The organism is Desulfogranum japonicum DSM 18378 (assembly GCF_000429945.1).
Classification (GTDB): Bacteria; Desulfobacterota; Desulfobulbia; order Desulfobulbales; family Desulfobulbaceae; genus Desulfogranum; species Desulfogranum japonicum.
On sequence record NZ_AUCV01000002.1, the window covers coordinates 10,193 to 25,877 of the forward strand.

The 15,685-nt window shown below is 45.9% G+C and carries 10 protein-coding genes; 4 read left to right on the plus strand and 6 right to left on the minus strand.

Going from position 1 to position 15,685, the window contains the following annotated elements; all coding sequences use genetic code 11:
- Positions 1–8: 8 nt before the first annotated feature.
- Together G493_RS0102025 and G493_RS0102030 are read right to left on the minus strand one after the other, a co-directional pair.
- Positions 9–6,569 (minus strand): thrombospondin type 3 repeat-containing protein, encoded by a 6,561-nt coding sequence (locus G493_RS0102025; protein WP_028579025.1) that lies wholly within the window; start codon positions 6,567–6,569, stop codon positions 9–11.
- Positions 6,570–6,907: 338 nt separating this feature from the next.
- A complete protein-coding gene (locus G493_RS0102030) occupies positions 6,908–7,786 on the minus strand; it encodes a right-handed parallel beta-helix repeat-containing protein (protein ID WP_028579026.1) in 879 nt (292 codons plus the stop codon).
- A 1-nt stretch (position 7,787) separates the two neighbouring features.
- On the opposite strand from G493_RS0102030, the gene G493_RS0102035 reads away from it, so the two are divergent.
- A complete protein-coding gene (locus G493_RS0102035; RefSeq protein WP_035273237.1) occupies positions 7,788–8,006 on the plus strand; it encodes a hypothetical protein in 219 nt (72 codons plus the stop codon).
- 17 nt (positions 8,007–8,023) lie between these two features.
- On the opposite strand, the gene G493_RS0102040 is transcribed toward G493_RS0102035, so the two are convergent.
- A complete protein-coding gene (locus tag G493_RS0102040) occupies positions 8,024–8,749 on the minus strand; it encodes a fibronectin type III domain-containing protein (RefSeq protein ID WP_028579028.1) in 726 nt (241 codons plus the stop codon).
- A gap of 1,015 nt (positions 8,750–9,764) precedes the next feature.
- On the opposite strand from G493_RS0102040, the gene G493_RS0102050 reads away from it, so the two are divergent.
- The 3 genes from G493_RS0102050 to G493_RS27420 all read left to right on the plus strand — a co-directional run bounded on the left by G493_RS0102050 (position 9,765) and on the right by G493_RS27420 (position 12,667).
- Positions 9,765–10,892: an RNA ligase RtcB family protein gene (locus G493_RS0102050; protein WP_028579030.1), complete on the plus strand. Its 1,128-nt coding sequence runs from the start codon at positions 9,765–9,767 to the stop codon at positions 10,890–10,892.
- Between the two features lie 5 nt (positions 10,893–10,897).
- Positions 10,898–11,524: a peptide chain release factor H gene (gene prfH, locus G493_RS0102055; RefSeq protein ID WP_035273240.1), complete on the plus strand. Its 627-nt coding sequence runs from the start codon at positions 10,898–10,900 to the stop codon at positions 11,522–11,524.
- Between the two features lie 168 nt (positions 11,525–11,692).
- Complete coding sequence (locus G493_RS27420) at positions 11,693–12,667, plus strand: hypothetical protein (RefSeq protein WP_051308943.1); 975 nt, start codon at positions 11,693–11,695, stop codon at positions 12,665–12,667.
- A 133-nt stretch (positions 12,668–12,800) separates the two neighbouring features.
- Here G493_RS27420 and G493_RS0102065 read toward each other — a convergent pair whose 3' ends face one another.
- Genes G493_RS0102065 through G493_RS0102075 form a run of 3 tightly spaced genes read right to left on the minus strand, consistent with a single transcriptional unit; the run spans position 12,801 to position 15,641 of the window.
- On the minus strand, positions 12,801–13,841 hold the full coding sequence (locus G493_RS0102065; protein WP_028579032.1) for an L-idonate 5-dehydrogenase: 1,041 nt from the start codon (positions 13,839–13,841) through the stop codon (positions 12,801–12,803).
- A 10-nt stretch (positions 13,842–13,851) separates the two neighbouring features.
- Positions 13,852–15,129 carry a TRAP transporter large permease gene (locus G493_RS0102070; protein ID WP_028579033.1) on the minus strand — a complete coding sequence of 426 codons (1,278 nt, stop codon included), beginning with the start codon at positions 15,127–15,129 and terminating at the stop codon, positions 13,852–13,854.
- Positions 15,126–15,641: a TRAP transporter small permease gene (locus tag G493_RS0102075; protein ID WP_035273243.1), complete on the minus strand. Its 516-nt coding sequence runs from the start codon at positions 15,639–15,641 to the stop codon at positions 15,126–15,128. The genes G493_RS0102070 and G493_RS0102075 overlap by 4 nt, the downstream gene beginning before the upstream one ends.
- Between the last annotated feature and the right edge of the window lie 44 nt (positions 15,642–15,685).

The following is a 15,685-nucleotide window of genomic DNA, read 5'->3' on the forward strand; positions in this document are numbered from 1 at the left end:
TCGGCCTGCTATGGATGGGATGCTGCACTGGCTGGGTTGGTACCTGATTGGATTTCCACACCATCGAGCACACCATCACTATCACTGTCAGGATCAAGGATGTTTATGAGACTGTCATTATCGGCATCACTGTTCCATTGCTCCTGCCAGTATTCCAACTCATCACCATCGCCTATACCGTCTCCATCGGAGTCGGCAAAATATGGATGGGTATGGAGTTGTTCAATTTCCGTAACGTCTGAAATGCCATCGTTATCGGAATCCAGGTCTCCAGGAAGAACACTCATGGTTTGTATGTCATCCACTGAGCAATTGCCGCGTACAAGGAACCCTAGAACGGCTTCCAACTCATTGCCTGGTTGGGCTTCCTTGAGGTCAAAGGCAAGATCTCTGGTAAAGGAACGCCATTGACCGCCTTTTGCATCAATACCCAGTCCATGGTCGATAACTTCACCACTGCCCAAGGAGTCCTCATCAACTGGTTGATACTGCAGGTACCGTATACCTGAAGATGTTTGGACAACAGCTGTAACGATGAATGTGTCTGCAGCGTTGATGGACCATTGCAGGATGGAATGATCATTATTCTCCCACCAGGTGCCGTCAGCATTGCGGAATCGATAACCGTTGGCTGTTTCCGCACCAAAAAGTTTGATAATCTGGCTCTTTTTCTCAGCATCATAGAAGTTATCAATGCTGGCACCGACAGGATCATTATCAAAGATATCCCAACCTTCCAGCAGGCCATCCTCAGCATTTTCGTACAGCATCACAGGAGGCAATGAGGAGCTGGTGGATGCAGTAGCAGTCACGTTTTTTGTAGCAGTGCCCTTGCTGGACATGGCCATTTTCAACGCCAATACTGCTTCTTCCTGATTATCAGGAATTCCATCATTGTCAGTATCGACCAGATTCGGATCTGTGCCATAGATGTTCACTTCATCATAATCAGTAAGTCCGTCCAGGTCGGTATCCACCTGACTGATGGTTAACCATGGCTCATAATCAACATGGTCGCTGACACAGGCACCTGATCCATCAGGATTATATAAACCGCCATTGGCTGTGTCGTCAGAGTTATCCAATGGACCGCTGGCGTCGCCAAACCAGTTGTTTTCAGCCTGTATCATGGTGGAACTGCTGTTGGTGATTGCACAACCGCCAAGATTGACGAAATTGCTGGCTGTAATTGTAGGCTCACCACCTTGAACTCGAATACCTGTGTATTTGGTGTGAGCTATGGTGAGGTGATCGATGATTGGCGAAGCATTGTACGCATATACAGCCCCACTGCCTGAACCTCCTGCATAGCGGATGGTGGTCCAGTTGAGGGAACTCATATCAGAACTTACTGGATTGAAAGTCACTCCATACCAGTCACCAGCGGCCTTCTCTGCCTGGGCAGAGGTGAAGAGAACCTGGCTTTCTTCAGTTCCCTGGGTAATAAGTGCCCCTGGGGTTGTGCTGTATCCCACAGCTATTTGCGTGTTTCTTGCGAAACGTACTTCAACATCGGGGTCAATGGTGAGCGTTGTGACCCCATCATCGCCATCAGTCCCGCGGATAGTCATACTGCCCATCATTTGATAGGGTGCAACAGGTTTCCAGGTGGTATCTTTACTGAGAATACCTCCCGCAATCTGCACTGCACTGGTGTCATTGAGTCCAGTAACTGAGCTGGTAGCGCTGAATGTGCCGACCACATCAGGAATCAGGTAGATTGGGTGGGCATCATCCTGAATCATTGTGTTTGCTGTAAACTCAGCAAAATTACCAGACGAAATATATAGACCGTTCTGAATGGTACTGTTGGTTATGGTTGGCGAACCGTTACTGATGTTTATTCCATAATATTTGGAGTTCTGTAGTGTAACATGGTCAAGGGTTGGAGATGCGTTATTCACATATACAGTCCCGCTGCCAGAGCCACCTGCATATTGAATGGTTGTCCAGGCGATGGAACTCATATCGCTACTTACAGGATAAAAATAGAGACCATACCAGTCACCAGCGGCCTTCTCTGCCTGTGCAGAGGTGAAGAGAACCTGGTGCTCTTCAGTTCCCTGGGTAATAAGTGCCCCTGGGATTGTGCTGTATCCCATTGCTATTTGCGTGTTCCTTGCGAAACGTACTTCAACATCTGGGTTGATGGTGAGCGTTGTAACGCCATCATCGCCATCAGTACCGCGGATGGTCATACTGCCCATCATCTGGAACGGGGCAATGGGGTTCCAGGTAGCGTCTTTTATCAAAATACCCCCTGGGATTTGGACTACGGTGTTTTCGTTCGTATCAGTTATCGTGCTGCTTTCACTGAAGAGCCCGACTGCATCTGTGGCTATATAGAATGGGTGTGCATCATCCTGAACCAGTGTGTTTGCAACAAACTGAGTAAATGTGCCAGAGGACATGTAGATACCGTTAGTAATGGTACTGTTGGTAACAGATGGAGCTCCGCCATTTACTCTAAGTGCATAATTTTTGGAATACTGAAGTGTTACATGATCCAGGAGTGGAGAAGCCTGGTTACTGTAAAATGTGCCGTTGCCTGATCCTCCGGCGTATTCAACAGTAGTCCATTTGAATGCACTCAAATCGCTGCTTCTAGAATTTACATTCAAACCATACCAATCTCCCGGAGCAGGTTCAGCTTGGCCCGAGGTGAAGAGAATTGGTTTTTCTTCTGTTCCTTCAGCTATTACGGCCCCAGGTGCGCTGTAAGCGACGCTTATTTGGGTGTTTTGGTTGAAACGTACAGTAACACCAGGCTCGATGCGGAGCGTGGTTACCTGATCATCACCATCGGTACCCTGAACAGTTAAACTTCCTCGTACTCTATACGGCGCCACAGGCTTCCAGGTTGCATCTTGAGACAGAGTGCCACCATTAATAAAAATCTCACTGTTTTCAGTCAGTCCCGTGATGGTGGAGCCCGTACTGAATGGGCCTACAGCGTTTGCACTCAGATAAACTGGATGATTGTCATCCTGAATGAGGGTGTTTCCGCTGTAGTTGCTGAAACTTACAGAGGCTGAATAAATGCCATTATAAATGGTGTTGCCGGTAAGTGAAGGATTACCTGAGCTGATATAAATTCCGTAACCGTTCGCAGAAGCAAAGGCACCATCGGTGATAACAGGTGTACCTCCGGAGATGTTTACTGCAGCATACTTTGAATCTAAGACGGTTACATGGTCCAGGGTTGGCGATGCTCCTTGGATATATAAAGAACCGTAGCTTGAATATCCGGCATATTGGATGTTTGTCCATGCAAGTGTGCTGAAATCAGCAGCACCAGAATAGAAATACAGCCCAGACCAGTCACCAGAGGATGGGGTAGCTTGAGCCGAGGTAAATAGAATTTGAGATTGTTCTGTACCATTGGCTATAAGTGCACCAGGGGTAGATGAATATCCAATAGCAATTTGGGTATTCCTTGCAAATCGCAACTCGGCTCCAGAATCAATGGTCAAGCTTGTAACCCCGTCTTCACCGTCAGTACCCCGAATAGCTATAGAAGCGAGCATATGGTATGGGGCAACCGCTTTCCAAGTAGCATCCTGGGAGATGATTCCACCTGCCACTTGGATAACGCTTGTATCAGTAAGTCCGGTAATAGTACTGCTGTCACAGAACATTCCTACAGCATTCGGGTGCAGGTAGATGGGATGGGCATCATCCTGAACAAAGGTATTCGAGTTGAGTGCCACAAAGGTTGTTGCTGGAGCGTATAAACCGTTATTGATGGTATTTTCAATAAGTGTTGGCGTACCACCAGTGAGATTTACACCGTATCCAAGGCTTGATTCAAAGTAACTCTTTCTTAACACTGGCAAACCACTGATGATACTTACAGCTGCATATTTAGAGTTTGCTATGGTCACATGGTTAAAGCTTGGTGAGGCGCCATTGATATAAGCTGCACCGTAGGATGGTGATGTCCCTGCATATTGAATATCAGTCCATCTCAGAGAACTGTAGTCACCTGCACCGGGGTAAAAATATAAACCAAGCCAATCACCAGGAGATGGTTCTGCCTGATCCGAGGTAAACACAACCTTTTCTTCCTCGGTACCGTTGATTATCACTGCACCAGGAGTGGTTGAATATCCAATTATCATCTGGGTATTTCTGGCAAATTGAAGCTCAGCTGCAGGATCAATGGTCAAGCTAGTTACTCCATCTTCACCGTCAGTGCCCTGAATAGTAATAGAACCGAGCATATGGTATGGGGTAATCGCTTTCCAAGAGGCGTCCTGAGAGATGCTTCCACCAGCCACTTGGATAATGCTTGTGTCTGTGAGTCCGGTGAGAGTATTGCTGTCACAGAACATTCCTACAGCATTCGGATGCAGATAGATGGGATGGGCATCATCCTGAACAAAGCTATTCGAGCTAAGTGCGGTAAAGTTTATTGCTGGAGCATACAAACCGTTATTGATGGTGTTGCTTATAAGAGTTGGCGAACCACCCGTGATATTGACACCATATCCGAGGCTTGATTCAAAATCACAGTTGCTGAATACAGGCAACCCACTATGGATATACGTTGCAGCATATTTTGAGTCTGTAATGGTCACATGATTAAAGGCAGGTGAGGCACCCTGAATGTATACCGACCCGTAGGAGGGAGACATTCCTGCGTAGGAGATGGTTGCCCATTGTATAGTGCTGAAATCAGCAGCACTGGGATAGAAAGACAACCCTGTCCAGTCACCAGAGGTGGGGGTATCCTGTGCTGAAGTAAAGCGGATCCGTTTATTTTCAGTACCTTCAGCCTTCAGTGCTCCGGGCGTAGTGGAGTAGCCAATGTACATGGCTGTATTCTTTGCAAAACGGAGTTCAGTATCTGGTTGCAAAGTAAGTGTGGTGACAGCATCATCTCCATCGTTCCCCTGGACGGTTACAGTACCCAGTATCTGATATGGAGCAACAGGACGCCAGGTTGTGTCTTTTGAAATAGTGCCTCCAGATACTTGAATAACACTGGTAGAGGTAAGACCGGTAATCGAGCTGTTTGCAGAAAACTCTCCAACAGTTTCAGCATTCAGGTAAATTGGATGGGCATCGTCTTGCACAATTGTGTTACCTGTGTATCCTGCAAAATTTATGGTTGGAGAGTAGATTCCATTGTAAATGGTATTCCCGCTGAGTGTAGGTGTTCCAGCACTTATATAAAGGCCATAACCTATCGTTGAAGAAAAGCTACTGTTGGTAATGGAAGGTGCACCTCCATTGGCGTTAATAGCAGAGTATTTTGAGTCAGTCACAGTGATATGATCAAAAGCTGGAGAGGCATTTTGAATATATATGGAGCCGGCATTTGAATTTCCTGCATATTCAATGGTAGCCCATTTAATAGAGCTGAAGTCAGCCGCTCCAGGGTAGAAGTATAGTCCACCCCAGTCTCCGGCTGCGGGTTCAGCCTTTGCGGAGGTAAACAGGATGGGTTGCATTTCTGTACCTACAGCTATGAGCGCTCCCGGAGTCGTGCTGTAACCGACGTACATCGTTGTATTGGTAGCAAATTGCAATTCAACTGCAGGATCGATAGAAAGAGTTGTTACACCGTCGTCACCATCGGTCCCTCTAATATAGAGTGTCCCGCGTATATAATAGGTTGCGATAGGGGCCCAGGACGCATCCTTGGAAATTGTACCACCTGCTATTTGGATATTACTGGCATCGTCAAGGTTGGTTATTACGCTGTTATTGCTAACTATACCGACTGATTCAGGATGTATATAAATAGGGTGTGCGTTATCCTGGGTAAAGCTATTGGACTCAAATCCTGTGAATATCGTTGATGGAGCATACAGTCCATTGTGTATTGTGTTTCCATGAAGAGAAGGGGTTCCAGATTGGATATACATCCCATAGGCAGTTGTTGATGCGAGAGAGGTATTGGTAAATATTGGAGTACCCCCATTAATATACACAGCTGCATACTTTGAATCTCTTACCCTTATGTTGTCAAAGGCAGGTGACGCATTTAAAACATAAACAGATCCTTGAGAAGAATATCCACCATTTTCAATGGTTGTCCATTTAAGGGAGCTGAAATCAGCAGCACCAGAATAAAAATAAATTCCCGCCCAGTCACCAGGGGCTGGCTCATCCATGGCAGAGGTCAAACGAATCTGATGTTGTTCGGTACCGTCAGCAATGATTGCGCCTGGGATATTGGTAGAGCCCACGGTGAGTTGACTGTTTTTGGCAAATTTCAGTTCAACTTCCGGCTGCAAGGTCAGCGTGGTATGGCCATCCTCACCATCCTCACCCATAATGGTAATACTACCCATCAAGTGATATGGGATGATGTGTTTCCATGACGCGTCTTTTGATAGCGTACCCCCGGCAATTTGTATGAAAGATTGAGTACCCCAGCCTTTCACCTCTGAATTTGCCGAAAATATGCCAACAACATCGGGATGCAGGTAAAGAGAATGTGTATCATCCTGTACAAAGGTATTAGCGGTTAATGCTGTAAAAGTGCTTACACCTGGAGCATAAAGGCCATTATGGATTGTATTTTCAGTGAGAATTGGCGAACCGGAAACGATGTACATTCCGTAGCCGGAATCAGAGGAGATGTTGCTATTTTTGACGGTCGGGATTCCACCCTTGATATATACACCGTGATTACCTGACCTGGAGACAGCTACATGCTCAAGCTTGGGGCTTGCATTTTGAGTGTAAATTGCACCTGTAGAGTAGGGGTGTAGCCGGTCTTCCTAAAAAAACAGGGAGAAAAGAAAATAAGAAAAATTAGCACGATACACAACATCGTTTTCCTATAATTTGTCAATAACTGTGTTTTAATGCCAAAAATCGCCATTTTTGACAAATTGTTGAAAATGCCTTTTTTCAAAATTTCGCAATTATAGTCAGATAGAAAAGTGTTTTTTTAATATAGACCGGCTGCACCCGTAGAGTAGCCTGCATATTCGATGTTGCACCACTTCAGGGAGCTTGTTTCAACTGCAGTGGGGTAAAAACTGATACCATACCAATCGCCGGGAGCTGCAAAACTCTCTGCTGTGGTAAATACGATGGGCAGATTTTCTGTTCCTTCTGCAATGAGGCCACCAGGGAGGTTTGAGGCTTCTCCTACTGAAAGGAAAGTGTTTCTGGCAAACCTGAGTTGTGTTCCAGGCTGGATGGTGAGGGTGGTTACGCCGTCATCTCCATCTGTTCCTTTGATGGTGATAGACCCTGTAACAAGGTAGGGTGCAATAGGTTTCCATGTTGCATCTTTTGATAGTATCCCACCAGAAACTTTGATGATAGCGCTCTCCTCTGAAAAGCTATTGTTCGAGGAGAAGTCACCAACACTGTCAGCAGGAAGAAGTACTTCTGTTTCAGCACCAGTAAAAGTATTTCCGGACACATCAGGTTGACCGGTCATCGCACTGGTAGTGATACCTTCTGATAGTGTATTTCCAGCAATTACTGGGGCTGAAGCACCCTGGATGTAAATGCTGGCCGTTCCGGAATTGATAATGGTTGAATATTCAATGGTTGGAGAACTGTCTCGAATGTAAATGGCCCCAGCTGAACCACCGGCATAGTTAATTTTGCAATGGCTGAGGACTGTTGAGCTCCCTGAGGTACTGTAAATATAAAAGCCGTACCAATCACCTGGCTGAGGTGTGGTTGCCGTTCCGTCACCATTGGTATCGCCATATACCTGGTCATCTTTTGAGGAGGTGAACGTTATTGGATTATCTGAGGTTCCCTGCGCTAAAAGGGTTCCATTCACAGTGATAGCAGTGTTTGGAGCCATTTTGAAAATGGTCCCAGGCTCAATGGTAAGTGTTACGCCTTCTGCAACTGTTATGCTCGAAGAAACCAGGTATGGGCCTGCTGCTGCTGTAAGAGTGGTATCTTCTGAAATTCTTGTCGTTGTTAAGGCAGTCGGCAGGCTGGCAGTAGTTGTGAATGTCCAGGTTTCACTTTCCCAGGAAGCGCCATGGTTATCCTTGGCAATGATTTTCCATACGTAACGAGTTGCAGGATCAAGCTAACCTAATTCATAGTTAGTGGTAAGTTGATTTTCTGACACCAGTGCAACAGAGCCGGATTTACCAAAATAGACATCGTAGGTTACAGTATCAACGCTGTTTGGATCAATTGCTTCCTGCCATTGAAGGTATGCATTTGAGTAAACCACTGTTGATTCAAGGGCAGGAAAAATCGGTGCACTTGCTTCTGGAGTTTCATTGCCGGTGGTGAAAGACCATGTCGGGCTTTCTGTTTCCTGGTTAAAATTATCTTTTGCAACGACTTTCCAATAATAGGTAGTTAGAGGATTGAGATCAGGCAATTGGAAAGAAGATGATGGTATACCGCTGGTATAAAGTTCGGGCGTTTCAGACGTTCCGATGAAAAGAATATACGTAAGATGTTGAGAGGGGTCAGCTGTTTCTGGTTGCCATGAAATGAGGGTGGTAGTGGGCACATTCGTGGCTGCATTGACAGGAATTGGTGTGTGAGGTGTTACTGGAGGATCAGCAATTCCTGACCCACCCTGTACGGTGGTAATCAGTTTGTTGCCCAACGTATCATAACTACGTATGGTTTGCGTACCATCTGGGCGGGCAACATTTACAACCCGCTGCATGGCATCGTATGAATACTGTATTGTCCCTGCGACGCTTATTGACGGCAAGATGAACAGGATAGCACCACATGTTAAAAAATATAGTGTTTGCAGTAGCCAGAAGGATTTTGTCTGGGTATTGATCATATTGTACTCTCGTTCATCTGTAATGATTCACAACAGGATATTTCCAGGAGTGAAAAACAACACGCATTCAACCGTTAACTTAATTTGGACTATGTGACTTTACGTAAAACTGTATGAAAAAAGAAAATAGACATAGGCCGTTCTACAAATTTCTCGCAAGAGAACTGTAGACTTTGAGCGACAGAAAACTAAGGGAAAATGTTTGTGATGTCAAATGAAAAGAAAGGTGAATTTTATTCTTGAGATTCAAGTGTTATAAAAAGCTATTGTGTAGCAATGGCTTTCCCGGAATTTTTAAGAATAATTTTTTATAAAAAATAATTTTCAGTAAATTTTTTATTGATGAGCTGCTTTCTTCTTCTATAGGCAATTGTATTGGTTCAGTAGAAATACATAGTCAAGGGCAATCTGAAATTGTCGCTGGACAGACGGTTTGAAAATGCGAGGTCGTCTTTTCTCAAAGACCCATATTCTAAAGATATTTTGTCACGCCGCTGAAAAAAAAACTTGCACTTTTTTAGGTTCGCGTTTATAAACCCGGCCTCATCAACCCAACGTTTTTTCAATCTTAACTGATAAGGAGGTAGCCATGATTTTAGATATTTTTCAGTGCGCACAGAGCCTCCGTATATTCGGTTAACCGTATTACTCGGCCCGGCCCCGGGCTCTTTTCCTACAGGTCAAAGAGATTCATTATTTCTACATGAGCATAGCTGTGGCTTTGTGTGCTTGGTTTATTTGTATTTCATTGTTGTAACTTCTCACAGGAGAAGGCCGTTAACTTCGAGTAACTCCTGTATGTGTAACTGGTTGTAAGGAGCCTGATATTTCTGCAAGCAGGCTGGTGCAGCGTATTGGATTGTATGTAAGCCAGGCTGATCGATAAATGATCAGGTGCACATGTAAGCAGTTACCCGTTATTTATGATTAAAACTGCATATGACTCGCCATATATCTGTACGTGTATATTACAGGTCTGTCTTAGGTGATGATGTGCAGATCGTATGTATACAGTATGACAACAACTAGAGAAAATAATTGTAAAATTCAGCTAATTGCTGATGAATCTTCTGCCGTTGATGGAGAAGCCATGGCACAGTTGCGGAAAACCTCTTCGTTACCAGGTATGCAAGTCGTTGTGGGATTACCAGATTTGCATCCAGGCAGAGGGTATCCTGTTGGTGTTGCCTGCCTGAGCAGGGGATTCATCTATCCTCAGATAATAGGCAGTGACATTGGCTGTGGTATAGGTTTGTGGGGCTTGGAATGTATTGCTGCAAACGTTAAACAAAGTAAATGGGTTAAACGTTTGCAATCCATGCATCACCATTGCCATGATAATTCGTCTTTATCGCATGAGGGCAGAGATGAACAACATAACAATACTGATGTTCTTCTTGGTACTATTGGTTCAGGGAACCATTTTGCAGAGATTCAACGTGTTGAGTCTGTCCATTGTCCTGAACGGTTTCGAGCATTGGGCCTCCAGAGAGAGCAGGCCTTGTTGCTCGTACATAGTGGATCCAGGGGGATGGGTGATGTCTTGCTGAGAAAACATCAACAGGTTTATGGTATACATGGAGTACAGGAAGGTACTACAGATTGTACTGATTATCTCTCTCTGCATGATGCCTGCGTGCAATGGGCAAAGCGTAACCGTTCTGTTTTAGCTGAGCGAATCGCTGAGCGGTTGCATGTCAAAAGTTACCCGGTAATCGACATTGTCCATAACTGCGTGGAACAGCTTGATATGGGATCCTATACTGGTTGGTTGCATAGAAAAGGCGCAGCTACTTCAAGTAATGGGCCAATCGTTATTCCTGGTACTCGAGGGACGTACAGTTACCTTGTTGAACCAATTGGAGAACAACGCAGGAACCTGTTTTCTCTGGCCCATGGTGCCGGCCGAAAATGGAATCGGAAAAGCTGCAAAGAGCGTCTCTACAAAAGATATTCAGCTGATAGTCTTCGTCGCACAGCCATGGGAAGCATAGTGATCTGTGATGATCGTGCCTTGTTGTACGAGGAGGCACCACAGGCATACAAGGACATTGAGGCAGTTATTAAAACGCTGGAAAAGCAAGGTCTTATCCAAATTATTGCCGTGCTGAAACCATATATTACCTTGAAACAGTCACTATAACACTAATGAAAATAGTCCAAATTAGCTCCGGAAGGGGACCTGAAGAATGTCGATGGGTGGTACGTCAACTTGCAGAGTATCTTATTGAAGAGGCAGAATATTTACACATCCAAGCTGATGTTTTGGAAACTGTTCCCGGCAAATTTAAAGGAACTCTGCATTCTATGCTATTGAGTTTTTCCGGGAGCATGCGAGTGACAGCCTTTGTCAAAAAATGGGAAGGGACTGTGCAATGGATAGGTACCAGTATGTTTCGACCCAATCATAAAAGAAAAAACTGGTTTGTTCAGGTAACAGTTCATGACCCTGCGGAGAGTGAATCGTTGCTTGCCAGTGATATTCGTATAGAAACCATGCGCTCATCCGGACCAGGTGGACAGCATGTGAACAAGACAGATTCAGCTGTGAGGATAACACATGTACCAACCGGCATGCAGGTTATTGCCAGGGAAGGACGTTCGCAGCGGCAGAACAAAAAAATTGCCTTGATACGACTTCAGACAGCGTTAGAGGCACGAGCAAACCAAAACAGGGAGGTGATGAATCATGAGCGTTGGAATAATCACAATACGCTTGAACGGGGAAATGCCAAACATGTTTTTACAGGTAAGCGGTTCAAACTGAAAGGGTGAATCAGGCTGCATAGATTTGCAGCGGATAGCTATCGCCCAAAATTTCAAGTATCTGCAACAACAGAAATTCACATATTCCAGGAGGCAATATGATTAATACCACAATACTTCTACATACGACACAACAAGGAATGCACACACAGAAAAACTACGTGGAGTTTACCCGTTATGGAACGGAAAGAAGTAGAAGAAATAATCGCCTGCCTCTCACAGGAGCGGGATAAATTTTATTATTTTAAAGATCGCTATGCCCTGATGCTGCTTACCTATAGCATCGGGAAAGGTATGGATATACAGGCAATACGTAAGAGCCCTTCCAGCAGACTGTTAGAGAGGCCGGCTGTAAGAGAGGTTCTACAAAAAACAGGGTCCAGGCAGCTCAAGCCGGAACAGCTTGCTTCATATTGGCCCCGGAAATATCACTGCTACAGACTAAGTCTTGGTGCCTGGGGAAATAAAAAACAAGGTGCAAGATTTTATAACCAGACATCCAGAACAGGCTGGAATCTGGTATTACGCCTGAATTTTTCAGCAGAGCATGATACGGCGTATAGAAATGTCATTCAACCTCAACGGCTGCAGCCGTTCCAATGTTTAAGTCATCCGATTTCCAGGAAAAAAGGGGAAAATACCCTTGCCTGGGCTCGTATTGATCTGGACATGGAACGCGATGAAGCTTTGATCGAAGAAATACAGAATGACTGGATACGCATGGCTATGTGGAGTAGGCAATATATTGCTCAATACGGTGATCCTTTCAGGCTCCGGGAAGAGAAGCAATGGATGCCAAGCTATGTCAGATGGCTTGGGTGTACTGGAGATGCCCTGAACAGGTATCTGGAAGAGGTGCTGAAGCCTCATATTCCTTTATGGGATGAGGCTATGCTGATGGCTGCTGTTCAGTTCCTCAAACAGGAGATCGGCATAAAAAACATCTATTACCATACCTTTGATTTTGGGTGTAGGTTGAAACGTATCGGTGAGAAATATCAGCCGCCGCGTTCCATCTATACGCAATTGCCTGCAAGGTTCTGTTTCAAAAAAACTACGCAGGTTCCTGCCTTTCTGCTGCGGAATCTCAACCGAACTGCAACAGAGTGGTTGAAAGAAACTGACAAACCCTTTTACAGGCTTGCTGTCTGATGCACAGCATACTGCCTGCAACCGGTTGTCTGCGGTGACTATCGGTTGCAGGATGCATTATGTACTCCTTGTAACTGCTAACAGAGAAAGGGCAGAGGTTGGCAGTTACTCCAGTATTTCTCAATGGTAACCATCATTCGAAAGCCAGTTGCACCTTTACAGCCTTGGAGCGATCAGTGGCAGTGTCCAGTGCTTGCTGCACAGCATCCATGGGAAATACTTCTGAGATCATAGGCGTAACGTCTATATTTCCACGGCTGATCAGTTTAATCGCTTCTTTGTATTCATAGTGGAACCTGTGACTGCCCATCCATTTTATCTCTTTGCCTACCAGGCTGCTCAAGGGAATGTTGAGTTCACCGGTTACCCCAACCTGAATAATCATACCCTGAGGGCGAATTACTTTAAATATGTTGGCCATGGCTGCCTGGGCTGCCGAACATTCAAACACCAGATCAAAATACCCTTTATCTGCTGCATAGTTGTTAAGCTGCTCCGGTCCTTGGCTGAGATTTATGGCTTTATCTGCGCCCATCTGCATTGCCACATCCAGGGTTTTGGTAAACAAGTCGGCAACTACGATTTCCTGCGCATGGAAGTGTCTGGCAACAGCCACGCACAAAGCTCCGATGGGGCCGGCACCATTGACCAGGATTTTTTGCCCTCGCAGATCACCTGCCTTTCTGGCTGCATGGAGACAAACAGCCAGCGGTTCTGCACTTGCCAGTTTTGCAAAATCAGTATCCTGACCACCTTGAACGCATTGCTCGGCTTTGATGGTTAATCGTTCTCTGAATCCCCCCTGTTCGTGGGGGAGGGCAAAGGCTGACCCGATAAAACGCATATTCAGGCAATGCTGTGGGGTGTCTTGTTCACAATATTTGCAGCTGCCACATGGTTGACTGGGATTGATCCCAACTCGGTCGCCGACGGCAAGGTCTGAGACATCAGGGCCAACCTGTTCTATATAGCCTGCAAATTCGTGCCCCATAATGATGGGTTCACGAACTCGAATCGGACCAAAGCCACCGTGTAAAAAGTAGTGCAGGTCTGAACCGCATATTCCGCCACGCATAACGCGGACCAGTACCTCTCCCGGACCTGGGGGGGAAACGGAATCTGTTTCAATTCGGACATCGCCTTGACCATACAGACGACAAACACGTGTTTCCATGGGAACCTCTTTATTGCATGAGAAGTCTTGGCAGCCAGGTAGATATCTGGGGGATATAGGATACCAGCAACAAGACAATGATATTAGTAAGTAAATAAGGAGTGATTGCCCGAATTACTGCTGAAAGCGGTAGCTCTGCAATATTGGCGCATACAAACAGACACACACCGACAGGCGGGGTGGTCAGCCCGATCATCAGGTTCAGGACGGCAAAAGTGGCAAAATGCAATGGATCAACTCCGACGCTTTGGGCCAATGTCAAAAGGGGTACAAACAGAATGATCAGAGCTGCAATGGTTTCCATGAACATGCCCACAAAGAGCAGCAACAGGTTAATAAGCAGAATAACCAGATATGTATTCTCTGTAACAGAGAGCACTGCAGAGGCTATCATCTGGGGGATACGTTCTGAGACCAGAATCCAACCAAAAACATTGGCAAAACCAACCAGCGCCAGGATGGCAGCAGAAGAAATCGCACTGTCGACAACAATTCTTGGGATAGCCTTGACAGGTAGTTCTCTGTAAAAGAATACACCTACAATTATGGCGTATATACAGGCGATTACTGCTGTCTCTGTTGGCGTCATCAGGCCGCTGATCATGCCGACAATAATTAAGGTTGACATGGCAAGGGCCCAGAAAGCTCCCAGAAAAGCTTTCAGAACCTCACCGAACCCCTGCCAGCGTTGACGGGGAAAATTGTTGCGGGAAGCTATCAGGTAGGTCGTTACGAGCATGGCTCCGCCAAGGAGAAAACCTGGTATTGCTCCGGCAATGAACATCTGGCCAACAGAAATGCCAGACAGGGCGCCGACAATAATCATGGGCACTGAAGGCGGAATAATAGGCCCAACGGTTGATGAGGCGGCTGTCACTGCGGCTGAAAATCCAGCAGGGTATCCGGCTTTTTTCATGCCGGGGATCATTACCCCACCAATGGAAGCTGAATCGGCTACAGCCGTTCCGGAAATCCCGCCAAAAAGCATGGATGCGGCTACGTTGGTCAATCCTAGTCCACCGCGCACCCAGCCTACCAGGGCGTTGGCAAACCGTATAATACGCTCTGTAATGCCTCCATTGTTCATTAGATTACCAGCAAGTATGAAACCGGGAATGCAGAGCAATACAAAGACATCTATACCGGCATACATTTTCTGTGGCATTACCACCAGGGGGATGCCCGCCGCAAGCAGGTAGCAGAATGAGGAAAAACCAAGGGTAACGGCAACGGGGAGACCGATGACAAGTCCGCCTATAAAGGTACCTATGAGTATAGCCAGGTTCATGTGTGTGCCTCCTTGTCTTGCACATCGTTGCCGGTAAGTTCCATAAACAGTGTCGTTATCCGGATAAGGGCAAAAACAAGCAGAAAGGCCAGTAACACAAGAACACTTGCATGAATAAAATCCATGCGCCATCCCAGGGCAGGGGAGGTCTGGAACTTACCTATGCTTGTAAAGGTATATGCCGGTGATATCAATACGCTGCTCAGTCCTGCAACTATAATCGCCGAGATAAGCCGTAAAATCCAGGGCAGGGGACGGGGCAGTGCTTCGCAAATGATATCTACATTAACCAGATCTCCACGAATAAAGGAAAGTCCCACACCAAAGGCGGTGAGATAAAGCAAGGCAAAGCGGGTAAGTTCCTCAGTCCACACAGGGCTGTCAAACAAGGAGGAACGTCCTAAAACCTGAATGGTTACCGCGACGATAAGAACCAGGAACGATGTACCTACCAGAACCTCTGCCATGCGCGTCAGCAGCGTATTTATTGAGCGAACGAAATTTTTCACCATGTTACTACCTTTTCAATATACGCTCTCACAGGCAGGTCCTTTTT

Bases quoted from the DNA above. Each gene is read 5' to 3' on its own strand.
- G493_RS0102065 (WP_028579032.1), bottom strand. From the start codon at position 13,841: ATGGAAACACGTGTTTGTCGTCTGTATGGTCAAGGCGATGTCCGAATT.
- G493_RS0102030 (WP_028579026.1), bottom strand. From the start codon at position 7,786: ATGGCTCCAAACACTGCTATCACTGTGAATGGAACCCTTTTAGCGCAG.
- G493_RS27420 (WP_051308943.1), top strand. From the start codon at position 11,693: ATGGAACGGAAAGAAGTAGAAGAAATAATCGCCTGCCTCTCACAGGAG.
- G493_RS0102040 (WP_028579028.1), bottom strand. From the start codon at position 8,749: ATGATCAATACCCAGACAAAATCCTTCTGGCTACTGCAAACACTATAT.
- prfH (WP_035273240.1), top strand. From the start codon at position 10,898: ATGAAAATAGTCCAAATTAGCTCCGGAAGGGGACCTGAAGAATGTCGA.
- G493_RS0102070 (WP_028579033.1), bottom strand. From the start codon at position 15,129: ATGAACCTGGCTATACTCATAGGTACCTTTATAGGCGGACTTGTCATC.
- G493_RS0102025 (WP_028579025.1), bottom strand. From the start codon at position 6,569: ATGTACATCGTTTCCGGTTCGCCAATTCTCACTGAAAATACAATCCAT.
- G493_RS0102075 (WP_035273243.1), bottom strand. From the start codon at position 15,641: ATGGTGAAAAATTTCGTTCGCTCAATAAATACGCTGCTGACGCGCATG.
- G493_RS0102050 (WP_028579030.1), top strand. From the start codon at position 9,765: ATGACAACAACTAGAGAAAATAATTGTAAAATTCAGCTAATTGCTGAT.